This is a genomic window from Pseudomonas sp. BCRC 81390 (genome assembly GCF_030341915.1).
Taxonomy (GTDB): Bacteria; Pseudomonadota; Gammaproteobacteria; order Pseudomonadales; family Pseudomonadaceae; genus Aquipseudomonas.
This window is the reverse complement of the sequence record NZ_JATAAG010000010.1, coordinates 158,011-184,262: the sequence shown is the minus strand read 5'-3', so window position 1 is coordinate 184,262 and position 26,252 is coordinate 158,011. Positions and strand designations below refer to the sequence as shown.

Below are 26,252 nucleotides of genomic sequence, written 5' to 3'. Positions count from 1 at the left end.
GTAGTGGATGGAGAATATCCCATGAAGATCGCGATTATTGGTGCCACTGGCCGCGCTGGCAGCCAGTTGTTGGAAGAAGCCCTGCGCCGTGGCCACAGTGTGCTGGCTATCGCGCGGGACCCTTCGCGCTTGCAGGGGCGTGACGGGGTGACCGTCAAGGCGCTTGACGTCAAGGATGGCGCTGCCTTGCAAGCAGCTGTAGCTGGGGTGGATGCAGTGTTGAGCGCGGCGCACTTCGCGACCATCGAGCCGCACGCCATCATCGAGCCAGTCAAGCGGGCCGGGGTCAGGCGCCTGCTGGTGGTGGGCGGGGCCGGCAGCCTGTTGCTGCCTTCGGGGCACCGGGTGATCGACAGCCCGGACTTCCCGGAGGCATACAAGGCCGAGGCTGCGGCCGGGGCGCATTTTCTGCAGGTGTTGCAACGGGAGCCGAACCTCGACTGGACCTTCCTGTCGCCGTCGGCGGAATTCGTCGAGGGTGAGCGCAGCGGGCATTACACGCTGGGCAAGGACCACCTGTTGATCGGTGCCGACGGCAGGAGTTGGATCAGCTTCGCCGATTATGCGATAGCCATGCTCGACGAGCTGGAAAAACCGCAGCATTCGCGGCAGCGCTTCACAGTCGGCTATTGAGCGGCGCCCATGCGCGGATAAACCCGCGCATGGGCCGTCACAGAGCGGCCTGGCGTTCCAGCCAATCCAGCAGTTCCACCAACCCCGGTGGCAAGCCCTTGGCCTGGCTCACCAGGTAATACCCCTTGCCGGTCATTACCTTGAGCGCAAACGGCATGCACAGGCGTCCCCCGCGCAAGTCATCGCCGATCAGCGACCAGTCGCCGATGGCTACGCCGGTGCCCTGCGCGGCCATGGCCATCGCCATGTCCAGGGTCTCGAAATGCTGTTTCGGCCCCTGACTGGCCAGTGTCACCCCGGCCGCCTGCAACCACAGGCGCCAGTCGTGCTCATCCCGCGACGGGTGCAGCAACATGTGCCGGGCCAGATCTTCAACCTGCTGCAGCGGCCGCGGCCCCTGGCGCAGCGAGGGCGCACAGACCGGCGTCAGCTGCTCATCGAACAGCTTGCGCACGCGCAGCCCATGGTTTGGTGCATCACCATAGACCACCGCCGCATCGAAGCCCTCGCGACGCAGGTCCACCCCATGCTGCACCGTGGTGGTCAGTTCTACCGGCACATCCGGGCGTAGCGCTTGCCATTCCATCAGGCGCGGTAGCAGCCAGCGCATCACGCAGGTCGGCGCCTTGAGCTGCAAGGTGACGCTGCGCCCGCCCACCTCCCGTACCCCTTGTTCGATCAACGCGAATACCTGCTGCACCCGTGGCAACCAGTCCTGGCCCTCGCGCGTCAGGCTCAGCCCGCGCGCCTGGCGCTGGAACAGGGCATAACCCAGGTGCTCCTCGAGCGCTGCGATCTGCCGGCTGACGGCACCTTGGGTAATGTGCAACTGCTGCCCGGCACGGGTGAAATTGCAGTGCTGGGCGGTGACCAGAAAGGTGTGCAGCGCAGGCAGCGGCGGAAGGCGTTTCATTGTGCTAAGCCATGATCCCAGGACATGGCTAGTATGCGTTTTTTTGCATTGTGGGAGTAGCCGTGGCTTGGGTCCAATAACGGCCTTAACCCAACAGGATTCACGGTGGACCCCAATGGCAACTTGCGGCGAAGTATTGGTCAAACTCCTTGAAGGCTATGGCGTGGACCATGTCTTCGGCATCCCTGGCGTGCATACCGTGGAGCTGTACCGCGGCCTGGCGGGGTCGTCCATCCGCCATATCACCCCGCGTCATGAGCAGGGGGCCGGGTTCATGGCTGACGGCTATGCGCGCACCCGTGGCAAGCCCGGGGTATGCTTCATCATCACCGGCCCGGGCATGACCAACATCACCACCGCCATGGGCCAGGCCTATGCCGACTCGATTCCGATGTTGGTCATTTCCAGCGTGCAGTCCCGCAATCAACTGGGCGGTGGCCGCGGCAAGCTGCACGAGTTGCCTGACCAGGCGGCGCTGGTGTCGGGTGTAGCGGCGTTTTCCCACACCTTGATGAGTGCCGATGACTTGCCCCAGGTGCTGGCGCGGGCGTACGCCGTGTTCGAGGGGGCGAGGCCACGGCCGGTGCATATCGAGATCCCGCTGGATGTGCTGGTCGAACCGGCTGATCACCTGCTGCCTGGGCGCCCGGTGCGTGGCAGCCGGGCCGGGGCGGCGCCGCAGGCGGTGGCGCAGATGGCCGAGCGCCTGGCCACTGCACGGCGGCCCCTGATCCTCGCCGGGGGTGGTGCCCTGGCTGCGGGGGCTGCGCTGGCACGCCTGGCCGAACACTTGCAGGCCCCGATGGCGCTGACCATCAATGCCAAAGGCTTGCTGCCTTCCAGCCATCCGCTGCAGATCGGCTCGACCCAGTCACTGCCAGCTACGCGTGCCTTGGTGGCGGAAGCCGATGTGGTGCTCGCCATCGGCACCGAGCTGGCCGAAACCGATTATGACGTGACCTTCAAGGGCGGGTTCACGATCCCGGGCGCTCTGTTGCGCATCGACATCGACCCGGACCAGACCGTGCGCAACTATCTACCCGAGCTGGCGCTGGTGGCTGATGCCGAACTGGCAGCCGCGGCGTTGCTCGGCGCCTTGCAGGCGCAACCGCAGCCCGTGCGCGAAAGCACCTGGGGGGCTGCCCGCGTGGCCAATCTGCGCCAGGCGCTGGCGGCCGGCTGGGACCAGCCAACCTTGAGCCAGACGCGCCTGTTGCAAGCCATCCTCGAATGTTTGCCGAATGCCGTGCTGGTGGGTGACTCGACCCAGCCGGTATACACCGGCAACCTGACCCTGGACATGGACCAGCCACGCCGCTGGTTCAATGCCTCGACCGGCTACGGCACCTTGGGTTATGCCTTGCCGGCAGCCATGGGTGCCTGGTTGGGCAGCGCCGAGCAGCATGGCGAGCGTGCGCCTGCGGTGTGCCTGATCGGGGATGGTGGTTTGCAGTTCACCTTGCCAGAGTTGGCCAGCGCAGTAGAGGCGCAGGTGCCGCTGATCGTGCTGCTGTGGAATAACCAGGGGTATGAAGAGATCAAGAAGTACATGGTCAACCGTGCCATCGAGCCGGTCGGGGTGGATATCCATACGCCGGACTTCCTTGGCGTGGCGCGGGCACTGGGGGCCGCGGCGGAACATGTGGCCGATGTGACGCAGCTGCAGGCGGCGCTGATGCTGGCGGTGGAGCGCAAGGGGCCGACGCTGATCCAGGTTGACCAGAACCAGTGGCAGGGGGCTGTGTGCGGGTAAGTAGCGCTGTTGCCTGTACCGGCCTCTTCGCGGGTGAACCCGCTCCTACAGGTACTGCACAGTTTTAAGCATCTGTGCAGTACCCGTGTAAGCAACTGTCTTGCTCAATTTCCAAAAGCTGGCGCGGTCCCTTTGGGAGCGGGTTTACCCGCGAAGGGGCCAGTACAGGCAAAGCCGAACTCAGCCGGCAGTGGCCCGCAACCGCGCCACATCCCGGATCGGCGGCGCGCCATACAGCCGGCTGTATTCCCGGCTGAACTGCGACGGGCTTTCATAGCCCACCCGATAGGCCGCCACCGCCGCTTCGAGCCCGTCGTTCAGCATCAACCGGCGGGCTTCCTGCAAGCGCAGTTGCTTCTGGTACTGCAACGGGCTCATCGAGGTCACCGCCTTGAACCGGTGGTGCAAGGTCGAGGTGCTGAGGTTCACTATCCGCGCGAGATCCTCGATGCGCAGCGGCAACTGGTAGTTCTGGTTGAGCCAGGTGATGGCCTGGCACACCCGGTGAGTCTGGCTGTTGGCCAGGGCAATTTCATACAACCGGTAGCCCTGCGGGCCTCGCAACAGGCGATAGAGAATCTCTCGGCGAAACAGCGGCGCCAACATGGCGATGTCGCGTGGAGTGTCCAGCAGGCGAATCAGCCGCAGCAGGGCGTCCAGCAACGCAGCGTCGGTTCTTTCCACATACAGGCCACGGCCCGACGGCCGGTTGGGCACCAGCATCGGCCCGCTTTCGGCGATCAACTGGCTGATCTCGGCCGGGTCCAGGTCCAGGCGCAACCCCAGGCTGGGGTGCTCGGGGCTGGCATCGAGGCGCACGCCGCTCAGCGGCAAGGTCACCGACACCACCATGTAGTGCAGCGGGTCGTAGGCATACTGTTCGTCGCCGAGGAACAGGCTCTTGCTGCCTTGGGCAAGGATGCACAGGGCGGGTTGGGCCAGGGTCGGCACCGAGCGGACATTCTCGGTGTAGCGCACCAGGTACAGGTCATCGATGGCCGACGCCGGGCCGTAGGGCTCACCTGCATGGCGTTGGATCAGCTCGGCCAGTTCCTGGCGTTGCAGTTCCAGGGTGGGGTCGATGGACGTGGCAATGGTCATGATGGCTTTCCTCTGCTGACCGACGCAGCATAGGTTTGGGCAATGGCGGACGCTAGTCGAAAGCTGCCTGTCGATTGCCTGATCCTGCCACGCTGCAGGATCAGGCAATCGACAGGCAGTAATGGCCTAACGCGTCGCACGGGGCAGGCCCTAACCTTGGCAGCCTGGTTTTCCGTCCGCTTGCTTCAAGGAGATTGTGCAATGACCCCGACACGACCGGTCACCCACCTTGCTTTCATCCGTGCCAGCAGCGGGCGCTCGGCAGAGCTGGGCGCGCGCCTGCGTGACTTGCTCGAACCCTCGTTGCGGGCACCGGGTTGCCTGAGTTTCACCGTGCAGCGGTCGCAGGCCGATGCCGACCTGTGGCTGCTCAGTGGTAGCTGGCAGAACCAACAGGCGATGAGCGGGTACTTTGCTTCGCCGACGCTGGAGGTGTTTGGTGAGCTGGTGCAGACTCAGGTGGTTAGCAGCCTGGACCTGCATACCTTCGATTGAGCTGTTGCCTGTACCGGCGGTAGGGCCGGTACAGACGAATAAGGTAAAATACCGGCCCTCGATCAATCAGGCGGATAGCAACATGGCACGTAGGGAGTTCCCGCATTTCGAAGCGGTTTCGGCGATGGTTCCGGTGGAAGGCGGTTACCACGCCGCGATTGCGGTCAAGGCCCTGGGCATGGGCGGCGCGCCGCGTTTTCACAAGGTGCTCGACGGCCAGGTTTTCAAGGGCGCCGTGGCCGCCGACGAAGCGGCCAGCGCCGAGCTGCAACGCCTGCAGGGCGTCAGCGACGAAGGTGAACTGGTCTGGTGATCAGGCCGGCGGCCGGGCCATCTTGAACAGGTTGCCCAGTTCGAAATAGTCCGCCGGGCCACCGCCACGCAGGATCGGTTCGGCGGCAGCGGTATCGTAGATGCCGTTGTTCAGCAGGTGCTCGGCAATGTGCACCGCCACCACTTCACCGAGGATCAGCCAGCTGGGCACCAGTTCCTGGTCGGCCCGCTTGAGCTGGACGATCTGGCTGACCTTGCACTCGAAGGCCACCGGCGTTTCGCCGACGCGCGGCACGCTGACGATGCGCGACGGCGTGGCGGTAAGGCCGCTCAATTCGAATTCGTTGACTTCGGCGGCCACCGGCGCACAGCTCTGGTTCATCTGCGCGGCCAACGGGCGGGTGGCCAGGTTCCAGACGAATTCGCCGGTCTGCTCGATGTTGTTCAGGCTGTCTTTGCGCCCGACGCTGCAGAAGCCGATGATCGGTGGAATGTAGTTGAAAGCGTTGAAAAAGCTGTAGGGGGCCAGGTTCAGCCGACCTTCGCGGTCCTGTGACGAAATCCAGCCGATAGGGCGGGGGCCGACGATGGCGTTGAACGGGTCGTGGGGCAGGCCGTGGCCTTTGGCGGGTTCGTAGTAGTACATCTGTGCTGGGCTTGCTGGCCCTACCTCCTGGTGGACAAGACGCCTAGTGTGCCAAGCCTGTGCTCGCCTGCAAATGATCAAGCCCGGCCGAAGCCGGGCTGGTAGCGCGTATCAGTGGATCAGCTGATGCGGTGGGCGTCGGTGCGGTCGAAGCCATCTTCGGCGAAGCGCTGGCCACCGGTGCGGTCGAAGCCATCTTCGGCGAAGCGCTGGCCACCGGTGCGGTCGAAGCCATCTTCGGCGAAGCGCTGGCCACCAGTACGGTCGAAACCATCTTCAGCGTAGGTCGCGGATTGGCTCTGTGCCGCTGCGAAGGTGTGGGCGTTGGTGCGGTTGAAGCCATCTTCGGCAAAGGCGCCAGCAGCGAAAACCGAGAGGGCCAGGGTGAGGATCAGTTGGTTTTTCATGGTCGTTGCTCCAGTAGGTTTGAGAGGTTGCTTGTTTCTATGGGCTTGATGCTACGCCGATTAATTAGATAAAAAGCGCAAAAAATAGCGATTAAATATCTGTTTATTCGATGTATCTGTCTGCACATACGGTGAGCCGGCAGTGTTCATGCCCCTGTTGCGTGCCTGCGCGCCAACGTCCTGCCAGCCATTGCAGCTTGGAAGCGAAGAATTAATGGGACGTTAAAAATGAAAAATCTGTCATCCAAGGCAGGCCAACGCATTTTTCATTTATTGCAAACCGATTTTTCAGACGCTGCTCAGCACCATCGCCGCATTTCAGACCGGAGCGGCACAACAATGAACAAACTTCCGCAAATCACTTTGGCCTTCTGGGTCATGAAGATCTGCGCTACCACCCTTGGGGAAACGGCGGGCGACTTGCTGTCGATGACCTTGAACATCGGCTACGCACTGAGCTCGTTGCTGCTGATCAGCGTGTTCCTGCTGACCTTGCTTGGCCAGCTGTACTCGCGCCGCTACCACCCGATGCTGTACTGGCTGGTGATCCTCTCCACCAGCACCGCCGGCACCACCATGTCCGACTTCATGGACCGCACCCTCGGCCTGGGCTACGCCGCGGGGTCTGCGCTGCTCATCGGTATCCTGCTGCTGACCTTCCTGGCCTGGCGCCTGAGCGGCAACCCGCTGGACGTCACCCGCATCAGGAACCGTGCGGGTGAGCTGTTCTACTGGGTGGCGATATTGTTTTCCAACACGCTGGGCACTGCTTTGGGCGATTACCTGGCAGATGACTCGGGGCTCGGCTTTGCCGGCGGCGCCCTGCTGATCGGCAGCGCCATCGCTCTGGTGGTAGTGGCCCGCTACTGGACGCGCATACCGGGTGTGGTGTTGTTCTGGGTGGCCTTCGTGCTCACCCGTCCGTTCGGTGCAACGCTGGGAGATTTCCTCACCAAGCCGCATGAAAAGGGTGGCCTCGACTTCGGTACGGTCGGTTCTTCGGCAGTGTTGGGCGGGGTGCTGCTGCTACTGGTGCTAATGGCTACCTGGTATCAGCGCCGGGAACCGCGTCAGGCGTTGGAGATGTCCTGAGCTCGGCGATGAAAGCCCAGTGCACAGTGAATGACGAAAGAAGAAGGGCGCCCCGCGAACGGTGCGCCCTCCCTTATTACGGCAAGCTCACGCTCATTCGGTGGTAATCCGCGAGTGCTGCTTGGTGTCCTTCATGGTTGCGTATACCAGCAGCGAGCAGGCGATGCAGGCGGTGACATACCAGTAGAAGCCGCTTTCCAGGCCAATGCTCTTGAACCACAGGGCCACGTACTCGGCGGTGCCGCCGAAGATCGACACGGTCAGGGCGTACGGCAGGCCCACGCCCAGGGCGCGGATTTCGGTGGGGAACAGTTCGGCCTTGACCACGGCGTTGATCGAGGTGTAGCCGCTCACGATGATCAGTGCTGCCATGATCAGGAAGAACGCGCCCCACCAGGTCTGGATGGTGTGCAGGGTGCTGAGGATCGGTACGGTGAACAGGGTGCCGAGTACCCCGAAGGCGATCAGGATCGGGCGACGACCGATCTTGTCGGACAGGCCACCGATTACCGGCTGCAGGCACATGAACAGGAACAGCGTGGCGGCCGAGATGGTGGTCGAGTCGCTGATACTCATGCCTGCGGTGTTGACCAGGTACTTCTGCATGTAGGTGGTGTAGGTGTAGAAGGCCAGGGTGCCGCCCATGGTCAGTCCGACTACCGTCAGCAGTTCCTTCGGATGGCGCAGCAGGGTGCGCATCAGGTTTTCCTTGGCCTTTTCCTTCTTGGTAAAGGAGGCGGTTTCTTCCATGCCGCGACGCAGGTAAAGCGCCACCACGGCGCATAGCGCACCGATCACGAAAGGTACGCGCCAGCCCCAGGCATACAGCTGCTCGGTGGTCAGGGTCTGTTGCAGTACGATCAGTACCGCCAGGGCGATCAGCTGGCCGGAGATCAGCGTCACATACTGGAAGCTGGAGAAGAAGCCACGGCGGTCCTTGCTGGCCATTTCGCTGAGGTAGGTGGCCGAGGTGCCATATTCGCCGCCTACCGACAGGCCTTGCATCAGGCGCGCAATGACCAGCAGGATTGGCGCGGCCACACCGATGGTTTGGTAACCTGGGGTCAGGGCGATGATCAGGGAGCCGGCGCACATCAGCAGCACCGAGGCCATCAAGGCGGCCTTACGGCCTTTGCGGTCTGCATACAGGCCCATCAGCCAGCCACCGATCGGGCGCATGAAGAAGCCCACGGCGAAGATCGCGGCGGTGTTGAGCATTTGTGCGGTGGCGTCACCGGCCGGGAAGAAGGCCTTGGCGAAGTACAGCGAGAATGCTGCGTAGACGTACCAGTCGTACCATTCGACCATATTGCCGATGGACCCGCTGAAGATCGACTTCAGGCGGCTGGCGGTGGTTTTTTCCGCGGCGGGCACGGTGGCCGCCCCGGCGGGCAGGGTGGTGGCGTTATCCATCAGGGGATACCTTCTCGTTGTTTTTGTGGAGCGCGCCGAGGCGCGGCTTGCACAGGCAATTGCAGAAGGTGTGCCAAATGAGTGCGTGGTGATCCAGAGAGGGGCGCTTGGCCCTTCATGGGCCCGCCGCGGGACCGCGTCACGCTTGAGGGCGCATTTTTTCATGTGGGCGCAGGCGGGCCCATGAAGAGCTGCAACGCAACCCAAAAAAACCTCCTTGTGAGCGGTTTTTTGCTTACCCATTCAGGTTGATAAGCGGATTTCCGCTCATTCGCGCCCGATAAAGTCCTCACGCACCAACCCGTGCCGCTGCATCTTCTCGTTAAGTGTGCGCCGGGGCAGTTGCAAAGCCTCCATCACTGCCTTGATCTCGCCGCCATGCTGGCGCAGCGCTGCCCGCAGGCATTGCGCCTCGAACGCTTCCATTTGCCCGCTCAACGACTGCCCGGCTGGCGCCGCCTCGCTGCTCGGCGAGCCCAGCCCCAAGGCGTGGCGTTCCGCCGCATTGGCCAGTTCGCGCACATTGCCCGGCCAGTCATGCGCCAGCAACTGCGCCAGTTGCGTGCCCGACAAGGGCGGTGTCACACGGCCAAGCTTTTCCGCGGCGGCCCGGGCAAAGTGCTCGAACAGCAGTGGGATATCCTCACGCCGCTCACGCAGCGGCGCCAGGCGCAGTTCGGCCACGTTCAGGCGATAGGCCAGGTCTTCGCGGAAACGCCCGGCGCGGGCTTCCTCGAGCAGGTCGGGCTTGGTCGCGGCGATGATGCGCAGGTCGACGGCGATGCTCTGGTTGGCCCCCAGCCGCTCCAGCTTTTGCTCCTGGATCACCCGCAACAGCTTGGCCTGTTGCGCCAGCGGCATGCTCTCGATTTCGTCGAGGAACACCGTGCCACCGTTGGCGTATTCCAGTTTGCCGATGCGTTTGCCCTGGGCACCGGTGAAGGCGCCGCTTTCATGGCCGAACAGTTCGGCCTCGAACAGCGCTTCGGGGATGGCCGCGCAATTGAGGGCGACGAACGGCTTGCCCGCGCGCGGGCCGAAGTCGTGCAGGCAGCGGGCCACGCGTTCCTTGCCGCTGCCGGTTTCACCACGGATCAGTACATTGACTGGCAGGTTGGCCAGGTCCAGCACTTGCCGACGCAGCTGTTGCAGGCCCTGGGACATCCCCAGCAGCGTGCCTTCCAGACGCGCCTTGAGGTCGGCCTGCTCATGCAGCCTGCGGTTCTCCAGCACCAGTTGGCGTTTTTCCAGGGCGCGGCGCAGGCTGCCCAGCAGGTGTTGCGGGGTGAAGGGTTTTTCCAGGAAGTCGTAGGCCCCGCTGCGCATCGCTTCCACCGCCATGGGCACGTCGCCGTGGCCGGTCAGCAGGATGACCGGCAGGTCGGGGTCGTCGGCCTGCAGGCGTTCGAGCAGTTGCAGGCCATCCATGCCGGGCATGCGCACATCGCTGATGACCACACCGGGAAAGTGCCGTGGCAGGTGTGCCAGGCATTCTTCGGCGCGGGCGAACAACTGCACGCTGAAGCCGGACAGGCTCAGCCATTGTTCGACCGCCGTGCGGATACTGGCTTCATCGTCGACAACCATCACCGAATTCAACATACAGGCTCCAGGTCTCGGGGCAGGGCAAGGCTGAGGCGCGCGCCGCCGGGCAGGTTTTCGGCCTGCAGCTGGCCACCGGCCTCATGGACGATGCCATAGGAAATGGCCAGGCCGAGTCCCAGGCCTTCACCCACCGGCTTGGTGGTGAAGAACGGGTCGAAGACCTTGGCCAGGTTGGCCTCGTCGATGCCGCCGCCGGAATCCAGCACACTCAGGCGCCACAGCTCGCCGTCGGGCTCGATGCGGATCTCCAGGCGTTTGTAGCGCTTGTCGGCCATGGCGTCGAGGGCGTTGCGCAGCAGGTTGATCAGCACCTGCTCAAGGCGAATGGCATCGCCGCGTACCCAGGCCGGGCGCGCCAGGTACAGGGCCACTTCCACCGCTTCGCTGCGCATTCGCGCGTCCAGCAGGTGCAGGGCCTGGTCGACCACGGTGGCCAGGTCGAGGCGCTCGCGCAGCCCGACCGGGCTATTGCGGGCGAAGGTTTTCAGGTGGCCGGTGAGCGCAGCCATGCGCGTGAGCATCTGCTCCAGCGGTTCCAGGGCCTGCCGCGCTTCGTCGTAGCGGCCATGATCAAGCAGCAGGCGCAGGGTTTCCAGCTGCATGCGCTGGGTGGTCAGCGGCTGGTTGATCTCATGGGCCATGGCCGCCGACATCTGCCCCAGCGCGGCCAGCTTGGCCGATTGCACCAGGCCCTCCTGGGCTGTGCGCAGCTCGCGGGTGCGCTCTTCGACCTGGCGCTTGAGCTCTTCCCGGCTGCGCTGGCGCAGGCGAGCCAGGCGCAGGCGCTGGCTGAGGAACAGTGCGGCGAACACCAGGCTCAGCCACACGGCGGCGGCGGCCAGGGCCGCATTACGGCCGTCGGCCACCACCTGTGGCTTGCGCAGCAGGTGCAAGGTCCAGGCTTCGCTGCCCAGCGGCAGGCTTTCCCACAGGTATTCACCAGTGCCCGCCGGGCCGTGCACGCGGCTGAGGGTGCTGTTTTCGGCAAAGCGGGTCAGCACCTCATGCTGCAGTGGCACCAGCGGGTGCTTGTCGTACTGACGGGTTTCGGCCAGCTCGGCGCGGTCGGCGCCAGTGAGTGGCTGCAGCTCGCGGTAGCGCCAGCCGTCCTGGTTGGCGATGAAAGTGATGCCGCGGGCGTCGCTGACCAGCAGGATATCGCTGCCCTGGCGCCACTCGCGTTCCAGTTCGGGAAACTCCAGCTTCACCACCATCGCGCCGAGGAAGCGCCCGTGCTCATCGTTCACTGCGCTGGCGAGGAAGTAGCCGGGTACTCCGCTGGTCACCCCGACGGCGTAGAAGCGGCCACTGCCCTGGCTGCGGGCTTGCTTGAAGTAGGGCCGGAAGCCGTAGTTGGAACCCACGTAGCTGCTGGGCAGGCGCCAGTTGCTGGCAGCGATGGCCAGGCCGGTGCGGTCGAGCAGTTCGAGGGTGGAGGAGTTGGCCGCGCCATTGATGCGCTCGAGCTTGCGGTTCAGGGCGTCCTGCAGCGGTTCGCTGACCGGGCCCTGCAGGGCGGCGATCAGCTCCGGGTCCAGCGCAAGCACGGCGGGCAGCGCGCGGTAACGGTCAATCAGGGTGTGCAGGGCATTGGCGTACAAGCCCAACTGCTGGCTGGCGCGCCCCGCGTCGGCGGCCATGGCCTGGCGCTTGGCCTGGTGCATGGCCCAGCCGGCGCTGAGGGCGGTGCCCAGCACGATCAGCAGGGTGATCAGGCCCAGACGCAGGGCGCGAAAGGAAAAGGCCATGAGGTGGATCCGGGTGGTTGGGATATCGGGGCCGGCCCTTTCGCGGGGTTACCCGCCAAAGGGCCGGCACAGGCGCCTCAATTACAGCAGTTGGAAACTCTGCTGCTGCACCGCCTGGGAGTCCAGCCCCACCTGGACATTGAACTCGCCTGGCTCGGCCACCCGCTGCAGCTGGCCATTGTAGAACTTCAGGTCTTCCTCGCTGATGCGGAAGCTCAAGGTGCGCGACTCGCCCGGCTTGAGCATGAGTTTCTGGAAGTTCTTCAGCTCCTTGACCGGCCGGCTCATCGACGCCGACACATCCTGCAGGTACAGCTGCACCACGGTCTCGCCGGCCAGCTTGCCGGTGTTCTTCACCGTCACCTGGGCCTGCAGCGTGTCGCCACGCTTGAGGTCCTTGCTCGACAGCTTCAGGCCCGACAGCTCGAAGCTGCTGTAGCTCAGGCCATAACCGAAGGGATACAGCGGGCCGTTGGGTTCCTCGAAGTACTGCGAGGTATAGTTACCGGGCTTGCCCGGGGTGAAGGGGCGGCCGATACGGGTGTGGTTGTAGTACATCGGGATCTGCCCGACCGAGCGCGGGAAGGTGATGGCCAGTTTGCCGGACGGGTTGTAGTCACCGAACAGCACGTCGGCAATCGCATTGCCACCTTCGGTACCGGCGAACCAGGTTTCGAGGATTGCATCAGCCTGCTCGCGCTCCCAGCTGATCGACAGCGGGCGGCCGTTCATCAGCACCAGCACCAGCGGCTTGCCGGTGGCCTTCAGGGCCTTGATCAGCTCGCGCTGGCTGGCCGGGATTTCCAGGGTGGTGCGGCTCGACGACTCGTGGGACATGCCGCGCGATTCGCCGACTACTGCGACTACCACGTCCGACTGCTGCGCCGCCTTTACCGCTTCGTCGATCAGCACCGCAGGCGGGCGCGGGTCGTCGACGATCTCGGGCGCATCGAAGTTGAGGAAGTTCAGGTAATCGAACATCGCCTTGTTGCCGGTGACGTTGGCACCCTTGGCATAGACCAGCCTGGCCTTGCCTTCGACGGCGCGGCGCAGGCCTTCGCGTACGGTCACCGAGTGCTTGGGCTGGCCGTCGGCTGCCCAGCTGCCCATCATGTCGATCGGCGCATCGGCCAATGGGCCGACCAGGGCGATGGTGCCGGCCTTTTTCAGTGGCAGGGTCTGGTTGCGGTTTTCCAGCAGCACCAGGCTGCGACGCGCCACGTCACGCGCGGCTTCGCGGTGCAGGCGGTCGTTGCCGTAATAGTCCTTGAGGTCGCTTTCGGCCTTGCCGATGCGCACGTACGGGTCCTTGAACAGGCCCATGTCGTACTTGGCGCCCAGCACTTCGCGCACCGCCTGGTCGAGTTCGCCCTGGGTCACCTCGCCGGACTTCAACAAGCCTGGCAGCTCTTCACCGTACAGGGTGTCGTTCATGCTCATGTCGATGCCGGCCTTGATCGCCAGCTTGGCGGCTTCGCGACCGTCGCGGGCGACGCCGTGGCGGATCAGCTCCTGGATGGCGCCGTGGTCGCTGATGGTCACGCCCTTGAAGCCCCACTCCTTGCGCAGCAGGTCATTCATCAGCCAGGTGTTGGAGGTGGCCGGCACGCCGTTGATCGAGTTCAGCGCCACCATCACCCCGCCAGCACCGGCGTCCAGCGCGGCGCGGTAGGGCGGCAGGTAATCGTTGTACATCTTCGGCAGGCTCATATCGACCGTGTTGTAGTCGCGCCCGCCTTCCACGGCGCCGTACAGGGCGAAGTGCTTGACGATGGCCATGATGCTGTCGGGGTTGGCCGGGCTGCTGCCCTGGAACGAGCGGACCATGACCTGGCCGATCTTCGACGTCAGGTAGGTGTCTTCGCCAAAGCCTTCGCTGGTGCGGCCCCAGCGCGGGTCACGGGCGATGTCGACCATCGGTGCGAAGGTCATGTCGAGGGCGTCGGCGGCTGCTTCGATAGCGGCCGTGCGGCCGACCTTGGCCACGGCGTCCATGTCCCAGGTCGCAGCCATGCCCAGGCCGATCGGGAAAATGGTGCGCTCGCCGTGAACGGTGTCGTAGGCGAAGAACATCGGGATCTTCAGCCGGCTGCGCATGGCCGCGTCCTGCATGGGGCGGTTTTCCGGTGCAGTACGCGAGTTGAAGGTACCGCCGATGCGTCCGGCGGCAATTTCCTCGCGGATCTTTTCCCTGGGCATTTCCGGGCTGATGCTGATCAGGCGCAGCTGGCCGATTTTCTCGGCTTCGGTCATCTGGCTGATCAGATGGTCGATGAACGCCTGCTTGTCCTGCAGGGGGGGAGCGGAGGGGGCGGCGAGGGCCGCCTGACTGGCAAGGCCCATGGCCAGGCCCAGCAAAGACAGTTTCATCATCAATTCCGTTTTGGGGCCTCTGCCGTATCGACAGTGATACGCGCGCGGCCGAGGTTTTCAGGCGGCTATTGTTGTACGATTCGCAGGCTTTTTCTTCCTGCGGCGGATTATGCCTGAATCTGTCGCCAGCGGACGAAGCCCCGAATGCCGGGAAAACAACTATAAAAATGCTCAAGAGACCGACGGCATGACTCCCCTTGACGAATACCATCAGCGGCTGGTTGCCGAAGCCATTGCCCGTGCCGAGCGGCGCACCGATGCCGAACTGGTGACGGTGCTGGCCCGGCGTGCCGACGATTACGCCTATTGGCCGCTGTTCTGGGCTGCGCTGCTGGCGCTGGTCGTGCCGGGCCTGCTGCACTGGCTGCTGGGGTGGCCCGGAGGGCGCGGCCTGCTGGTGGCGAATGTGGTGCTGTTCGTCGGCTTGTGCCTGTTGCTGCGTAACCCGCGCCTGGCCGGTTGGCTGATCCCCCGCGCGCTACGCCGCTGGCGCGCCTCGCGCCTGGCCCGGCAGCAGTTTCGCGAACAGAACCTGCAGCGCACGGCAGGTGCGACGGGGGTGCTGATCTTCGTCTGCGAGGCGGAGCGGCATGTCGAGATCCTGGTCGACCGCGGTATCGAGCACTGCCTGGACGCCACGGCCCGCGCGGTAATCGTCGCCCGGCTTGCCGAGCAGGTGCGCCAGGGGCGGACTTTGCAGGGCTTTGTCGAGTGCATCGACGCGTGCGGCGAACTGCTCAGCGAACATGTGCCGCCGACCCATGCACGCAATGAGCTGCCTAATCGCCTGGTGATTCTCGACTGATGGGGGACTCGCCGCCAGTCCGTGTTCCCACAGGATCGGTACCACCCTGTAGAATGCGCGCATTGCGCCCTGCGCTTCCCGCTACCCGAGGCACCGCTTTCCCATGTCCGCCAGTCCTTCCGCCCCCTCCGCGCCGGATGCCCGCGCCCAGTTTCTCGACCTGCTGAGCACTGCCCTGCAGGGCAATACCTTGGTCAAACTGGTGCTGGCGCGGCATGTCGGTACCGACCAGACCCTGCAACGGATCATTGCCAAGCCGCTGCAGGTCAAGGGCCAGGCGTGCCTGTCGCTGGTCTATCGCCACCAGACCCGCGACATCACCCGTAACCTGGCGCTGGAGCAGGCCCAGGCACTGGTTGCCGAACTGCTGCCGGGCAGCTTCCGCAACGCCCACCTGTTCGACGGCGACGGCGAAGTGCAGCTGACCTTCAGCAAGAAGGGCAAACCCATGCTCCAGCGCCACGGCGCGCAGGCGCCGCGCGAGGCGGCCAGCAGCGGCCATGACCGCGAGAAGAAGCGCTACCTGGAGCTGTCGCGGCCATTCCTGCGTGACCTGGGCGTGACCGACGGTCAAGGCGCGCTGATTCCGTCCATGTCGCGCAAGTGGAAGCAGATCAACAAGTTCATCGAGGTCTTCGACCATGCCCTGGCCAGCGCGCCGGTGGCCGCGGAGCAGGCGCTGCGGGTGGCCGACTTCGGCTCGGGCAAGGGCTACCTGACCTTCGCCATGCACGATTACCTGCGCAACAACCTCGGCCGCGAAGCCCAGGTGACCGGGGTTGAACTGCGCCAGGACATGGTCGACCTGTGCAATGCTGCCGCCTCGCGCCTGGAACACCCCGGCCTGGCGTTTCAGTGTGGCGATGTCCGCAGCGTGGTGCCGGAGGCCATCGACGTGATGATCGCCCTGCATGCCTGCGACATTGCCACCGACTACGCCATCCACACCGGCATTCGCTGCAACGCCGCGATCATCATGTGCTCGCCGTGCTGCCACAAGCAGATCCGCCCGCAGCTGCACAGCCCAGGGTTGTTGCAACCGATGCTGCAGTACGGCCTGCACCTGGGCCAGCAGGCCGAAATGCTGACCGACAGCCTGCGCGCGCTGTACCTGGAAGCCTGCGGTTATGAAACCAAGGTGTTCGAGTTCATCTCGCTGGAGCACACCAACAAGAACAAGATGATTCTTGCGGTGAAGCGGCGGCAGGTGGCGGACAGCACGGCATTGCTGGAGAAGATCGGCCAGCTTAAGGCGTTCTATGGGGTGCAGGAGCACTGCCTGGAGACCTTGTTGCGGGCAGATGGGTTACTGCCGGGCACCTGATCGGTCAGCGGGTCTTGTGGAAGGCCGCATTCGGTAATGCGCTGTCCAACACCCGCGCAAGTGCGTTCTTCAACGGATCGGCTTCGCTGATCGCCTCGCCGAGCTGGCTGGCCTGGCGATACTCGCTGGGCGTGCAGTTGGTGAACTGCTTGAAGGCGCGGGCGAAATAGGATGGGTCCTTGAAGCCGGCCTCATAGCCGATGCTGGTGATCGGCATCTGACTGTTGGCCAGCAGGTCCATGGCCAGGCTCATGCGCTTGCTCAGAATGTAATCCATGAAACCCAGACCATTGACCTCCTTGAACAGGCGACTGAAGCGCGCCGTGGTCATGCCGCAGCGCTGGGCGAGCTCCTTCTGGTCGATACATTCGCGAAAATGCTGGTCGATGTAGGGCATGACCTTGCCGAGCGCCCTGTGCTTGTGGTGTTCACTGGTCAGGCGAATGCTGTCTGGCAGGGACGGCAGGTGATCGATGTGCTTTTCATTGGCCTGATGGTTGGCAACGCGACGGACCTCGCACAGCTGCTTCAGGACATCGAGGTAGCGACTCATCTCGCTGCTGGTCAGCGGCAGGACCAGGTATTCCCACACCCGCGAACGCATGGCCCACACCGCCAGTTCTTCGGAATGCTGCACCGTGAACATGGTGATCGGCACGGAAGGTGAGTTGCGCTTCACTTCCAGCAGCAGGTTGAGGTTGAGGGTGTCAGGGCGATCGAAATGCATGCAGATCATGTCTGCCTGCTGGCGCTCGGCATGCGCGACGGTTTTTGCCAGCTTGCAATCGCAGACATGGGTGAACTGTGCCATCAACGCTTCCGTGGACCGATCTCGGGTCAGATCGAACCACAGCAACAGCGGCTTTCTGCCCAAGTTAGACATCATGGCTTAACCTGCTCCTGGCGGGTGTCCCTACGTGTTGCAGTATCGACAATAGCCTATTGGCTTGCCGAATGATTGGTTATCAGGCGAGTTCAATTTTTTTCATCGGGTTCTATACCTCGGCTAAAGCACTGATACCAGACGCTCTCCGCCCGGTTTTGGATAGATCACCAGGGCAACCGTTTGTCGGCATCTCTCGAGATTGTCGGATGCTTATCCGGAAACGCCAGCAAGCGCATACGAAAACGCGTCTCGCATAGACTTGCGCCGCTTGTTGGTATCGGCCTTGTATTGTTTTCAGGTGATGGCAAAAAGCCGCAAAAAAGTCCTAGCGATTCGCAAAAAACTCCTAACGACTAGCGCCACCCGCTGACTAGGATTCCCAACAGGTAGTGCAAACCACCACTGCCCGGGAAGAAGAACATTGTCCTTAGCGAGGTGAGCGAAATGACCCTTCAAACAATCAAGGCTTCGGTCTCGAAGTTTGTCAAAGATGAAGACGGCCTGACCGTCGTCGAATATGCGGTAGCCGGTGGATTGATTGCACTCGTCCTGGTAACCGCTTTCACCAACCTGGGCGCCGCCGCCAAGGTAAAGATCAACGGGCTGATTACCGCCCTTGGCGGTACTGCTGCACCTTGAACTGAGTCATGACCAGGCCCCAGGGGGGATGCAGCAATGTCAGCAGAGTCTCTGTTCGCCATTGTCGTGCTGCTAGGGCTGTTGGGCATTGCGGTGGTGGGTGATCTTCGCCGCCATCGCATTCCCAACTTGTTGATCTTGCTGGGGGTGGGGTTGGGCTTGGCAGGCCAGGTTCACGCGGCGGAAGTGGCCGGGCTGGGTGCTGGCGTGCTGGCTATGTTCATTGGTTTTGCAGTGTTTATCCCGATGTACGCGCTGGGGGGCATGGCCGCCGGGGACGTTAAGTTGATGGCCATGGTCGGTACCTTTCTTACACCGCACCAGGCACTTTCGGCTGCACTTCTTAGCCTGATTGCCGGCGGTATATGTGGGATGTCGCTAGTGTTCATACGCGGACAGTTGAAACAGACCTTGCAACGCTACTGGTTGATGTTGACGGCCCAGGCCTATTTCGCGCCGGTGGCGGATGAAGTGGCGGGCAAGCCTTTTCCTTATTCGGTTGCAATCCTGTCCGGCACTCTTGTCAGCCTTTTTTGGCAACCGCTCGGCCAATAGCCTGGGAGGCTAACGATGTACGCACTCAGAGACAGTGGTGCCTGCGCCTGTGCCAAGGAAGCAGTGCAAAGCCTGGCACCTCAGCCACGTACGGTTCGCGAGACCGGCCTGGCCGACAGCTTTCTCGGTGATTTGCTGTGCAAGCATCTGCACGACGCCGGCACGCTGGACCTGTCGCGTCTGGTGGAGCGCCTGGCCCTGACCGGGGCGGTGGTGGAAGAAGTGCTGGCGTTCCTGCGCAAGGACGGCCGCGTCGAGGTGCTGGGCCAGGTCGGTGTGCAAGCGGGCGGGCAGGCGCTGCGCTACGGCCTGACCGAACGTGGCCGCAGCAGTGCCCGTGACGCACTGTCGCGCAGCGGCTATATCGGCGCCGCGCCCTTCCCGGTAGGTGCCTATCGGGAACTGCTCAAGCTGCAGACCATCCACCATGGCTGCATCAACACCCAGAACATGCAAACCGCCTTCGCGGGCGTCGTGCTTCCCGAAGGTATGCTCGATCAACTGGGCGTTGCCCTGAATTCCGGGCGCGCCATCATGATCTACGGCCCGGCGGGCACCGGCAAGACCTACGTCAGCAGCCGCCTGATCCGACTGTTCGAGGAGTCCATCTGGGTCCCCCGCGCGATCGAGATCAACGAGTCGGTTATCGAGGTCTTTGACCCCCAGGTACATCAGCCCCTGGAGGAAGAGGGCCAACAGAACAGCCTGCTGCTCAACGAAGGCATCGACCGCCGGCTGGTGCGTTGCAAACGCCCGGTGGTCATCACCGGTGGCGAACTCGGCATGGAGCAACTGGATGTCCGTTTCGACCCGAGTAGCCGCCAGTACCACGCTTCCCTGCAGCTCAAGGCCAGCAATGGCCTGTTCATCATCGACGACATGGGCCGCCAGCGCATGGCTCCGGCCGAACTGTTCAACCGCTGGATCGTGCCGATGGAAGAGAAGCGCGACTTCCTCAACCTGGGGGGCGGGCGCCATTGCGAGCTGCCGTTCGACCTGGTGCTGGTGTTCTCAACCAACCTCAACCCGCTGGAACTGGCCGACGAGGCCTTCCTGCGGCGTATTGGCTACAAGCTGCAGTTCAGCTACCTGAAAGTCGATGAGTACGAGCGCATCTGGCGCCAGGAGTGCGAACGCCTGGGGCTGGCTTACGACCCGGCGCTGTTGCGCTACGCGCTACAGGCACTGTACGAGGCCGAAGGTGTGCCGCTGGTGCCCTGCCACCCGCGCGACCTGCTGAGCATGGCGCTCGACCGCCAGCGTTATCTGGGTGGCGAGGGGCCAGTGTCGGTGCAGGAACTGAAATGGGCCTGGCAAAGCTACTTCGTCCAGATCAACTTCCTTGGCTAAGGAGATGCACACATGAGTGCCCGTACGCTGACCCTGGTTGCCGTTTCCCTGACCTTGGGGCTTGGCGCCGCCTGGATGGCCAACAACTGGCTGAACGGGCGGCTCAAAGGTAGCCCCGATGACAACATGAAGAACGTGGTGGTCGCCACGGTAGAGATCCCGTTCGGGCAGATGATCGAGGCCCAGCAGGTGACCCTGGTGCGCATGCCCAAGGATACCGTGCCCGACGATGCCTTCGACAGCAGTGAAAAGGTGCAAGGCAAGATCGCCACCTTCGCCCTGCTGCGTGGTGATGTGCTGCGCAGCGCACGCGTTGCCGAGCACCTGGGTGGCAGTACCCTGGCGTCGTTGATCGCCCCCGACAAACGGGCCATTTCGGTACGCGTGGACGATGTGGTCGGGGTGGGCGGGTTCCTTCTGCCGGGTAACCGGGTCGATGTGCTGGCGACCCGGCAGAGCAATGGCAGCAGTAACCAGGCCGAGTCCGAGACCATCCTGCAGAACCTGCGGGTGTTGGCCGTGGACCAGACGGCGGGGACTGACAAGACCCAACCGGTGGTGGTGCGTGCCGTCACCCTGGAAATGTCGGCCAAGGAAGCCGAGGTGCTGGTCAAGGCGCAGTCCGAAGGGAAACTGCAACTGGCCCTGCGTAACCCGCTGGATGCGCAGAAACCCGCTCCAGCCATTGCCGCTGCCGAGCCGGCCAAGCCCGCGCCGCCGATGGCCAGCCCACAGCCGAAACCGGTGCTCAACCGCAGCGCGGTCGGGGGGGCGGTCACGATCATCCGTGGCACTGAAATCGAGATAGCGAAAACACGCTTTTAACGCAGCTGGCGTCCGATGGCTGACCTTCGGTGGGAACAAGATCACCTCGCAAGGAGTCGTGAATGAACACTTGGCAGAGAGTAGGGCTGTACCTGTTGTGCGGGCTGGGTATGCAGCTTCTGTTCGCGGGCATTACCCAGGCGGAAGGCCTGGGGTCCGAGTACAGTTCCCTGCCAGCGGCCAATGGCAATGCGATTCAGGTACCGATCTTCAAGTCGCGGACGATCAGCAGTCGTACAGCGGTCAGGAAGATCTCGGTCGGCAACCCTGAAATCGCCGATATCCTCATTACCAGCCCGACCCAGCTCTACCTGCTCGGGCGTTCCCTGGGCACGACCAACGTGCTGCTGTGGGACGCCAGCAATCGCCTGATCGAGACCTTCGATGTGGAAGTCGTGCACGACCTCACCGGGCTCAAGACCAAGCTGCACCAGTTGCTGCCCGAGGAGAACATCGAAGTGTTCAGCGCCCAGGGCGCGCTGGTGCTGCGCGGCCAGGTGCGTAGCGCTGCGGCCATGGACACGGCGATGAAGGTGGCCAAGACCTATGCCGCGCAGACTTCCAGCGTGGTGCAAGGCAAGGGTGAGGCTGCCGCAGCGGCACCGGCCCAGTCGCTGGAGGTGATCAACCTGCTCAGCGTCGGCGGCAGCCAGCAGGTGATGCTGGAGGTCAAGGTGGCCGAGATGCAGCGCAGCCTGATCAAGAACCTCAACGTGCGCTTCAATGCCCTTGGCTCTGGCGGCAACTGGAGCGGTGGCGGCTTCAACAATGGGCAGGGGCTGGGCCTGACGCCAGGTGGCGGCTCGATCCTTTCGCCCGGTTCGCTGATTGGCGGCGGCAAGGGCCTGTTCGCCCAGTTCCTGTCCGACGACTTCCTGTTCAACGTGGTTCTGGAGGCGTCCAAGGACAACGGTTCTGCCAAGGTGCTGGCCGAACCCACCCTCACCACCTTGAGCGGGCAACAGGCAGAGTTCATTTCCGGTGGTGAATTCCCGGTGCCGATCACCGAGGACGATGGCATTACCGTCGAGTACAAGGAATTCGGGGTGGGAGTGAAGTTCATGCCGGTGGTGCTCGATTCCGGGCGCATCAACCTCAACCTGAATGTCTCGGTGAGCGAGCTTTCCAACGTCAATTCGCTGGTGCTCGACACGGGCCTGAGCAGCATCCTGGGCGACGGTGTGGCGCAGGTGATTCCGTCGCTGACCAAGCGCAGCGCCGAGTCCACGGTCGAACTGGGCAATGGCCAGACGATCGCCATCGCCGGTCTGATCAGCGAAAACACCCGCGACTTGGTCAGCCGCTTCCCGGGGCTGGGGGATATACCCGTGCTCGGGCACCTGTTCCGCAGCCAGTCGTTCATCAACGGTGAAACCGAACTGGTGATCCTGGTGACACCACACCTGGCCAAGCCCGTGGATGCCAGGGCGGTGCGCCTGCCCACCGAGAAATTCGTCGAACCCAGTGACCTCGACTTCTACCTGCTCGGCAAGACCAAAGGCAGCGAGCCTGGCCGTTCGGTGCCCGTCAGCCTAGGCGTCAGCGGCGGCAACTTTGGCCATGATCTGAACTGATCGGAGAGAACCAGCATGAGAACCGTGATCGTGTGTTGCGCGCTTGTAGCGGGGTTGTCCGGGTGCATGGCTTACGACGAAGGCCGGGTGGGGCCGCTGGGCTACAGCGTCTATCAGACCCACTACCAGCAGATTGCCAACAAGGAGGTTGCCGCCCACCCCGGTACCGAATTGCCGGCCGCAGGCGTCGATGGCCCATTGCTGGAAAAAGTGGTCAATGGCTACCGGGGCGCGACCGGCGAAGCCCAGCAGATTGGCCAGCCGATCCAGATCAAGTTCAGCAACGATTGAGGGCGTGACGATGACTCCTCGAGCCCAACGTATGTTCACCGCGTGGCCAGGCCGGCAGCGGGGGGCAGTCACCATCATCATCGTGATCGCCCTGGTCGCGATCATGATGATGGCGGCGTTGGTACTCGATGGTGGCCATATGCTGTTGAACAAGACACGCCTGCAGAACGCCGTGGATGCCGCTGCCCTGAGTGGCGCAAAGACGCTGAGCCAGGTGATGGGCGCTGGCAACGCCGCCACTGCTACACGGGATGCCGCGCTGTTTACCCTGAACGAAAATGCCAAGGCTGCGGGCAACCAGGAACTGTTGACGGCCATCGCTGGCAACCTAGGCGCGTTTGCCGTGGTGGAGCTGGCAGACAATGTCTACGGGCCGTTCTCCTTCCCCGGGCCGGCCAATGCCAGCTATGTGCGGGTATCGGTGCCCAACTACTCGCTGGCAGGCTTTTTCTGGAACATCGCCCAGTCAGCCGGCCCCGGCACTGTCGGGGCCAAGAGCCTGGCAGCGATCGCCACCGCCGGGCCGAGCCCGACCAGCCCCTGCAACCTGGCGCCGCTGCTGGTGTGTGGCGACCCGGCAAAATACAACCCGGATGCCGGCATGTTCTGGGGCTATCGCTTCGGTGACCTGGAAGTGTTGAAGTCTGCCGCGAAGAACAGCGACCCGATTGGCCCCGGCAATTTTCAGCTGCTCGACTTTGGTGCGGGTGGCAAGGACGTTGGCGAACTCATGGCAGGCGGCGGCTCGGTCTGCCGTAACGTCGGTGACAGCGTCGATACCAAGCCTGGCAACACCGTCGGCCCTTCCGTCCAGGGCCTGAACACGCGCTTCGGCGACTACACCGGGTCATTCAAGGGCACCGACTATCCGCCAGACCTGGTGACCAGCTACAACAACCCGCTGATCCAGTACAACGGCGCCGCCACACCGGCGCGGGTGGAATACCAGGGCCAACCGGTCGCGTCGAGCAATGGCAACCTGTCTGCCGGTGGCACCCAGCTGTTCGACTACAACGACTATGCATCGCGTGCCGCCGCTTGCGTCGCAGGCGCGGGAAGCGGGTGCCAGGCGAGCGGGGTTTTCGAGCGCAGGATACTGAGGCTCGTGGTGGGCGACTGCTCGGGCAAGAACGCCGGGGCGTCATCGATTCCGGTGATCGGTTTCGGTTGCTTCTACGTGCTCCAGCCAGCCGAAAACAAGGGCGGGGGTTCGCAGATCTTCGGCCAGTTCGTCAAGCAGTGCGGTGGCGACAACGTACCTGGGCCCACGCCGCAAGACGATTCAGGCCCACAGATCATTCAGCTCTACAAAACCTTCATCAATGGCAGTGGCACACCGAGCATCGACTCCTAGGAGCGTGTCATGGAATTTCACTGGTGCAAGCGCGCGCAGCGCCAGCAAGGGGTGGCAATTGTCGAGTTCACGCTGGCCCTGCCCTTGTTGTTGCTGACATTGCTGGCCTTTGGCGAACTCGGCCGGATGCTTTACCAGTACAACAGCCTGTTGCAGGGCAGCCGTGATGCTGCGCGGTTTGTTGCCAGCAGAGCGTGGAACGCGACCCTGGGCAAGGTCGAGGTAAGCCCCGACCTCGAATGCATGACCAAATACGTGGCGGTGTATGGCGCCCCGTCGACACCCCCCTGCAGCCTCACCGGGATGCCGGCCAACACTACCGTGCAGGTGACCAAGCTGGCCGGCACCAACGACCACGTACAGGTGACCGTCTCCTACGTGTTTTCGCCGCTGATCGCCAGCGGCCTGCCGGCCTTTGTCGGCAACAGCGTGGCGCTGAACTTCCCGTTGGTCGCCACCACCGTGATGAGGGCGCTGTGATGAAACGCAGGGGCATGCGCGGTGTATACGTGGTGGAGTTCGCCTTCGTCAGCGTATTGCTGTTCACCCTGTTGTTCGGGGTGCTGGAAATGGGCCGGCTGTATTTCACCGTCAACGTGCTGAACGAGTCCGTGCGGCGCGGCGCACGCCTGGCGGCGGTGTGCAATATCAGCGACCCGGTCGTGCTGCGCCGGGCGATCTTCAACAGCGCCGGCGACAGTGGCGCCAGCAGCCTGTTGGCCGACCTTGACACCGGCGACCTGACCCTGCGCTACCTGGACCAGAACGGCGCGCTGGTGGCCAGCCCCGGTGACCTGGCGAGTGCCAGCGGGTTTGCCGCTATCCGCTATGTCCAGCTGGTCCTGCAGAACTTTCAGTTCAGCCTGTTCATTCCAGGTATCGGGGCATCCATAACCTTGCCCGCATTCAAGGCGACCCTGCCTCGCGAAAGCCTGGGCCGTCATCCCAAGGCGGACGTCGCACCGGAGATCACGCCATGCTGAATCTAAGTGAACCCTCTGTATCGGCAACTTCCAGCAAGTCCAGGAAGCGCCTGCTGATCAGCAGCTCGGATGCCTTGGCCTTGCGTCATCTGCAGGAAATCTGCCAGCGCATTCCGGCGCTTGAGGTCAATGTCCGTCAGGTGGGCAACGGCCATTGCGACCCGCTTTTCGGCTTGGACCGGATGCCCGACCTGTTGCTGTTGCGCGTCGGCCAGTTGTGGCGCGAAGAGCTGGCGGCCCTGTTGCAACGTCCGGCCCATGAGCGCCCGCCGCTGTTGCTGTGCGGCCAGCTGGACGACCGGGAAGGCATGCGTCTGGCAATGCAGGCCGGCGCCCGCGATTTTCTGCCGGAGCCGATCGTGGCCACGGAGCTGATCGCCGCATTGGGCCGGATGGTCACGGAGACCCAGAACAGCAGCGAGTCGGCGGGGAAACTGGTCGCGGTGATGAATGCCAAGGGGGGCTCCGGCGGCACGGTACTGGCCTGCAACCTGGCGCATCAGTTGAGCCTCAAGGGTAACGCCCTGTTGCTTGACCTGGACCTGCAGTTTGGCAGTGTGTCGCACCATCTGGATGTCGCACAGTCGCACAGCCAACTGGACGTGCTGCAGCAGATCAAAGACATGGATGGTGTTGCGCTGCGCGGCTTCTGCAACCATTTCAGCCCCTCCCTGCATGTGCTCGGCAGCCGCAGCAATGAGCTGTGCCTGCCACAGGATGTCCAGGCCGAACAACTCGATGCGCTGCTGCAGCTGGCGCGTTGCAACTATGACTGGGTCGTGGCCGACCTGCCGCGGCAGATCGACCACATCACTGCTTCGGTGCTGGAGCAGGCGGATCGGGTTTTCGTGGTCATGCAGCAGAGCGTCAACCACCTGCGGGACGCCAGTGCCCTGGCGCGCATTCTGCGCGATGACCTGGGCGTGCGTGGCAACCAGCTCGAGGTGGTGGTCAACCGTTACGACAAGGCGGCGCCGGTCAGCCTCAAGGACATCGGCGAGGCGCTGCGCTGTACCCATATCGTCAAACTGCCCAATGACTTCAACGTCATCAACCAGAGCCAGAACACCGGTGTGCCATTAGGTCTGCAAGCACCGCGTTCCGCGATCGCCCAGGCACTTCGTGGGCTGGCCGAGGAACTTGCCGGCACGCAGGTCGCCACTGACAACGGGTTGTTCGCGCGCGCCTTCAAGCGTGTCTTTCGGGGGTGAACC

The 26,252-nt window shown here is 63.5% G+C and carries 26 protein-coding genes; 17 read left to right on the top strand and 9 right to left on the bottom strand.

Annotated features, from left to right (window positions below; all coding sequences use genetic code 11):
* The first annotated feature begins 21 nt into the window (after positions 1-21).
* Complete coding sequence (locus tag QSV36_RS05320) at positions 22-633, top strand: NAD(P)-dependent oxidoreductase (RefSeq protein ID WP_289130559.1); 612 nt, start codon at positions 22-24, stop codon at positions 631-633.
* A 37-nt stretch (positions 634-670) separates the two neighbouring features.
* Here QSV36_RS05320 and QSV36_RS05315 read toward each other — a convergent pair whose 3' ends face one another.
* Positions 671-1,546, bottom strand: coding sequence for a LysR substrate-binding domain-containing protein (locus QSV36_RS05315; protein WP_289130558.1), 876 nt, complete (start codon positions 1,544-1,546; stop codon positions 671-673).
* A 115-nt stretch (positions 1,547-1,661) separates the two neighbouring features.
* Here QSV36_RS05315 and QSV36_RS05310 point away from each other — a divergent pair, with 115 nt between their 5' ends.
* Positions 1,662-3,299 (top strand): 5-guanidino-2-oxopentanoate decarboxylase, encoded by a 1,638-nt coding sequence (locus QSV36_RS05310; protein WP_289130556.1) that lies wholly within the window; start codon positions 1,662-1,664, stop codon positions 3,297-3,299.
* Positions 3,300-3,479: 180 nt separating this feature from the next.
* On the opposite strand, the gene QSV36_RS05305 is transcribed toward QSV36_RS05310, so the two are convergent.
* Positions 3,480-4,400 (bottom strand): AraC family transcriptional regulator, encoded by a 921-nt coding sequence (locus tag QSV36_RS05305; RefSeq protein WP_289130554.1) that lies wholly within the window; start codon positions 4,398-4,400, stop codon positions 3,480-3,482.
* 201 nt (positions 4,401-4,601) lie between these two features.
* Here QSV36_RS05305 and QSV36_RS05300 point away from each other — a divergent pair, with 201 nt between their 5' ends.
* Together QSV36_RS05300 and QSV36_RS05295 are read left to right on the top strand one after the other, a co-directional pair.
* Positions 4,602-4,895: a putative quinol monooxygenase gene (locus tag QSV36_RS05300; protein WP_289130552.1), complete on the top strand. Its 294-nt coding sequence runs from the start codon at positions 4,602-4,604 to the stop codon at positions 4,893-4,895.
* 82 nt (positions 4,896-4,977) lie between these two features.
* A complete protein-coding gene (locus QSV36_RS05295) occupies positions 4,978-5,208 on the top strand; it encodes a hypothetical protein (RefSeq protein WP_225779083.1) in 231 nt (76 codons plus the stop codon).
* On the opposite strand, the gene QSV36_RS05290 is transcribed toward QSV36_RS05295, so the two are convergent.
* Together QSV36_RS05290 and QSV36_RS05285 are read right to left on the bottom strand one after the other, a co-directional pair.
* The gene (locus tag QSV36_RS05290) at positions 5,209-5,814 is read right to left on the bottom strand and encodes a flavin reductase family protein (RefSeq protein ID WP_289130548.1); all 606 of its coding nucleotides are present in this window, start codon (positions 5,812-5,814) and stop codon (positions 5,209-5,211) included.
* Between the two features lie 119 nt (positions 5,815-5,933).
* Positions 5,934-6,221, bottom strand: a complete 288-nt coding sequence (locus QSV36_RS05285) for a hypothetical protein (protein ID WP_289130545.1) — start codon at positions 6,219-6,221, stop codon at positions 5,934-5,936.
* Between the two features lie 339 nt (positions 6,222-6,560).
* Here QSV36_RS05285 and QSV36_RS05280 point away from each other — a divergent pair, with 339 nt between their 5' ends.
* Complete coding sequence (locus QSV36_RS05280; RefSeq protein WP_289130542.1) at positions 6,561-7,313, top strand: COG4705 family protein; 753 nt, start codon at positions 6,561-6,563, stop codon at positions 7,311-7,313.
* Between the two features lie 93 nt (positions 7,314-7,406).
* Here QSV36_RS05280 and QSV36_RS05275 read toward each other — a convergent pair whose 3' ends face one another.
* From QSV36_RS05275 to bglX, 4 genes are all read right to left on the bottom strand, one after another.
* The gene (locus QSV36_RS05275; RefSeq protein ID WP_289130539.1) at positions 7,407-8,726 is read right to left on the bottom strand and encodes an MFS transporter; all 1,320 of its coding nucleotides are present in this window, start codon (positions 8,724-8,726) and stop codon (positions 7,407-7,409) included.
* A gap of 267 nt (positions 8,727-8,993) precedes the next feature.
* On the bottom strand, positions 8,994-10,328 hold the full coding sequence (gene mifR, locus QSV36_RS05270; RefSeq protein WP_289130537.1) for a two-component system response regulator MifR: 1,335 nt from the start codon (positions 10,326-10,328) through the stop codon (positions 8,994-8,996).
* Positions 10,322-12,079 carry a sensor histidine kinase gene (locus tag QSV36_RS05265; protein ID WP_289130535.1) on the bottom strand — a complete coding sequence of 586 codons (1,758 nt, stop codon included), beginning with the start codon at positions 12,077-12,079 and terminating at the stop codon, positions 10,322-10,324. The genes mifR and QSV36_RS05265 overlap by 7 nt, the downstream gene beginning before the upstream one ends.
* 81 nt (positions 12,080-12,160) lie before the next feature.
* Positions 12,161-14,452, bottom strand: coding sequence for a beta-glucosidase BglX (gene bglX / locus QSV36_RS05260; RefSeq protein WP_289130532.1), 2,292 nt, complete (start codon positions 14,450-14,452; stop codon positions 12,161-12,163).
* Between the two features lie 187 nt (positions 14,453-14,639).
* Between bglX and QSV36_RS05255 the strand changes: the two genes are divergently transcribed.
* Both QSV36_RS05255 and QSV36_RS05250 read left to right on the top strand, forming a co-directional pair.
* Complete coding sequence (locus QSV36_RS05255) at positions 14,640-15,257, top strand: TPM domain-containing protein (RefSeq protein WP_289130528.1); 618 nt, start codon at positions 14,640-14,642, stop codon at positions 15,255-15,257.
* A gap of 103 nt (positions 15,258-15,360) precedes the next feature.
* Positions 15,361-16,581 carry a class I SAM-dependent methyltransferase gene (locus QSV36_RS05250; protein WP_289130525.1) on the top strand — a complete coding sequence of 407 codons (1,221 nt, stop codon included), beginning with the start codon at positions 15,361-15,363 and terminating at the stop codon, positions 16,579-16,581.
* Between the two features lie 4 nt (positions 16,582-16,585).
* On the opposite strand, the gene QSV36_RS05245 is transcribed toward QSV36_RS05250, so the two are convergent.
* On the bottom strand, positions 16,586-17,467 hold the full coding sequence (locus tag QSV36_RS05245; protein WP_289130522.1) for a response regulator transcription factor: 882 nt from the start codon (positions 17,465-17,467) through the stop codon (positions 16,586-16,588).
* A gap of 444 nt (positions 17,468-17,911) precedes the next feature.
* Between QSV36_RS05245 and QSV36_RS05240 the strand changes: the two genes are divergently transcribed.
* The 10 genes from QSV36_RS05240 to QSV36_RS05195 all read left to right on the top strand — a co-directional run bounded on the left by QSV36_RS05240 (position 17,912) and on the right by QSV36_RS05195 (position 26,249).
* Complete coding sequence (locus QSV36_RS05240) at positions 17,912-18,106, top strand: Flp family type IVb pilin (protein ID WP_289130519.1); 195 nt, start codon at positions 17,912-17,914, stop codon at positions 18,104-18,106.
* Between the two features lie 36 nt (positions 18,107-18,142).
* Entirely contained in the window at positions 18,143-18,661 is a 519-nt protein-coding gene (locus QSV36_RS05235) for an A24 family peptidase (protein ID WP_289130517.1), read from the top strand.
* 15 nt (positions 18,662-18,676) lie between these two features.
* On the top strand, positions 18,677-20,011 hold the full coding sequence (locus QSV36_RS05230; RefSeq protein WP_289130514.1) for a DUF8689 domain-containing protein: 1,335 nt from the start codon (positions 18,677-18,679) through the stop codon (positions 20,009-20,011).
* A gap of 12 nt (positions 20,012-20,023) precedes the next feature.
* Positions 20,024-20,836, top strand: coding sequence for a Flp pilus assembly protein CpaB (gene cpaB / locus QSV36_RS05225; protein ID WP_289130511.1), 813 nt, complete (start codon positions 20,024-20,026; stop codon positions 20,834-20,836).
* 62 nt (positions 20,837-20,898) lie between these two features.
* Positions 20,899-22,410, top strand: a complete 1,512-nt coding sequence (locus tag QSV36_RS05220; protein ID WP_289130509.1) for a type II and III secretion system protein family protein — start codon at positions 20,899-20,901, stop codon at positions 22,408-22,410.
* Positions 22,411-22,425: 15 nt separating this feature from the next.
* On the top strand, positions 22,426-22,701 hold the full coding sequence (locus tag QSV36_RS05215) for a hypothetical protein (protein ID WP_289130506.1): 276 nt from the start codon (positions 22,426-22,428) through the stop codon (positions 22,699-22,701).
* Positions 22,702-22,732: 31 nt separating this feature from the next.
* The gene (locus QSV36_RS05210) at positions 22,733-24,055 is read left to right on the top strand and encodes a Tad domain-containing protein (protein ID WP_289130504.1); all 1,323 of its coding nucleotides are present in this window, start codon (positions 22,733-22,735) and stop codon (positions 24,053-24,055) included.
* Between the two features lie 9 nt (positions 24,056-24,064).
* Positions 24,065-24,535: a TadE/TadG family type IV pilus assembly protein gene (locus QSV36_RS05205; protein WP_289130501.1), complete on the top strand. Its 471-nt coding sequence runs from the start codon at positions 24,065-24,067 to the stop codon at positions 24,533-24,535.
* Positions 24,535-25,038 (top strand): TadE/TadG family type IV pilus assembly protein, encoded by a 504-nt coding sequence (locus QSV36_RS05200; RefSeq protein WP_289130499.1) that lies wholly within the window; start codon positions 24,535-24,537, stop codon positions 25,036-25,038. The genes QSV36_RS05205 and QSV36_RS05200 overlap by 1 nt, the downstream gene beginning before the upstream one ends.
* Positions 25,032-26,249 carry an AAA family ATPase gene (locus QSV36_RS05195; RefSeq protein WP_289130497.1) on the top strand — a complete coding sequence of 406 codons (1,218 nt, stop codon included), beginning with the start codon at positions 25,032-25,034 and terminating at the stop codon, positions 26,247-26,249. Before QSV36_RS05200 ends, QSV36_RS05195 begins: the two co-directional genes overlap by 7 nt.
* Positions 26,250-26,252 lie beyond the last annotated feature (3 nt).

Coding starts and splice junctions, on each gene's coding strand:
- QSV36_RS05315 (WP_289130558.1), bottom strand. CDS start 1,546: ATGAAACGCCTTCCGCCGCTGCCTGCGCTGCACACCTTTCTGGTCACC.
- QSV36_RS05210 (WP_289130504.1), top strand. CDS start 22,733: ATGTTCACCGCGTGGCCAGGCCGGCAGCGGGGGGCAGTCACCATCATC.
- QSV36_RS05230 (WP_289130514.1), top strand. CDS start 18,677: ATGTACGCACTCAGAGACAGTGGTGCCTGCGCCTGTGCCAAGGAAGCA.
- QSV36_RS05245 (WP_289130522.1), bottom strand. CDS start 17,467: ATGATGTCTAACTTGGGCAGAAAGCCGCTGTTGCTGTGGTTCGATCTG.
- QSV36_RS05200 (WP_289130499.1), top strand. CDS start 24,535: ATGAAACGCAGGGGCATGCGCGGTGTATACGTGGTGGAGTTCGCCTTC.
- QSV36_RS05265 (WP_289130535.1), bottom strand. CDS start 12,079: ATGGCCTTTTCCTTTCGCGCCCTGCGTCTGGGCCTGATCACCCTGCTG.
- QSV36_RS05255 (WP_289130528.1), top strand. CDS start 14,640: ATGACTCCCCTTGACGAATACCATCAGCGGCTGGTTGCCGAAGCCATT.
- QSV36_RS05240 (WP_289130519.1), top strand. CDS start 17,912: ATGACCCTTCAAACAATCAAGGCTTCGGTCTCGAAGTTTGTCAAAGAT.
- QSV36_RS05285 (WP_289130545.1), bottom strand. CDS start 6,221: ATGAAAAACCAACTGATCCTCACCCTGGCCCTCTCGGTTTTCGCTGCT.
- QSV36_RS05300 (WP_289130552.1), top strand. CDS start 4,602: ATGACCCCGACACGACCGGTCACCCACCTTGCTTTCATCCGTGCCAGC.
- QSV36_RS05220 (WP_289130509.1), top strand. CDS start 20,899: ATGAACACTTGGCAGAGAGTAGGGCTGTACCTGTTGTGCGGGCTGGGT.
- QSV36_RS05250 (WP_289130525.1), top strand. CDS start 15,361: ATGTCCGCCAGTCCTTCCGCCCCCTCCGCGCCGGATGCCCGCGCCCAG.
- QSV36_RS05235 (WP_289130517.1), top strand. CDS start 18,143: ATGTCAGCAGAGTCTCTGTTCGCCATTGTCGTGCTGCTAGGGCTGTTG.
- QSV36_RS05290 (WP_289130548.1), bottom strand. CDS start 5,814: ATGTACTACTACGAACCCGCCAAAGGCCACGGCCTGCCCCACGACCCG.
- QSV36_RS05320 (WP_289130559.1), top strand. CDS start 22: ATGAAGATCGCGATTATTGGTGCCACTGGCCGCGCTGGCAGCCAGTTG.
- QSV36_RS05215 (WP_289130506.1), top strand. CDS start 22,426: ATGAGAACCGTGATCGTGTGTTGCGCGCTTGTAGCGGGGTTGTCCGGG.
- QSV36_RS05280 (WP_289130542.1), top strand. CDS start 6,561: ATGAACAAACTTCCGCAAATCACTTTGGCCTTCTGGGTCATGAAGATC.
- QSV36_RS05305 (WP_289130554.1), bottom strand. CDS start 4,400: ATGACCATTGCCACGTCCATCGACCCCACCCTGGAACTGCAACGCCAG.
- mifR (WP_289130537.1), bottom strand. CDS start 10,328: ATGTTGAATTCGGTGATGGTTGTCGACGATGAAGCCAGTATCCGCACG.
- bglX (WP_289130532.1), bottom strand. CDS start 14,452: ATGATGAAACTGTCTTTGCTGGGCCTGGCCATGGGCCTTGCCAGTCAG.
- QSV36_RS05295 (WP_225779083.1), top strand. CDS start 4,978: ATGGCACGTAGGGAGTTCCCGCATTTCGAAGCGGTTTCGGCGATGGTT.
- QSV36_RS05195 (WP_289130497.1), top strand. CDS start 25,032: ATGCTGAATCTAAGTGAACCCTCTGTATCGGCAACTTCCAGCAAGTCC.
- QSV36_RS05310 (WP_289130556.1), top strand. CDS start 1,662: ATGGCAACTTGCGGCGAAGTATTGGTCAAACTCCTTGAAGGCTATGGC.
- QSV36_RS05205 (WP_289130501.1), top strand. CDS start 24,065: ATGGAATTTCACTGGTGCAAGCGCGCGCAGCGCCAGCAAGGGGTGGCA.
- QSV36_RS05275 (WP_289130539.1), bottom strand. CDS start 8,726: ATGGATAACGCCACCACCCTGCCCGCCGGGGCGGCCACCGTGCCCGCC.
- cpaB (WP_289130511.1), top strand. CDS start 20,024: ATGAGTGCCCGTACGCTGACCCTGGTTGCCGTTTCCCTGACCTTGGGG.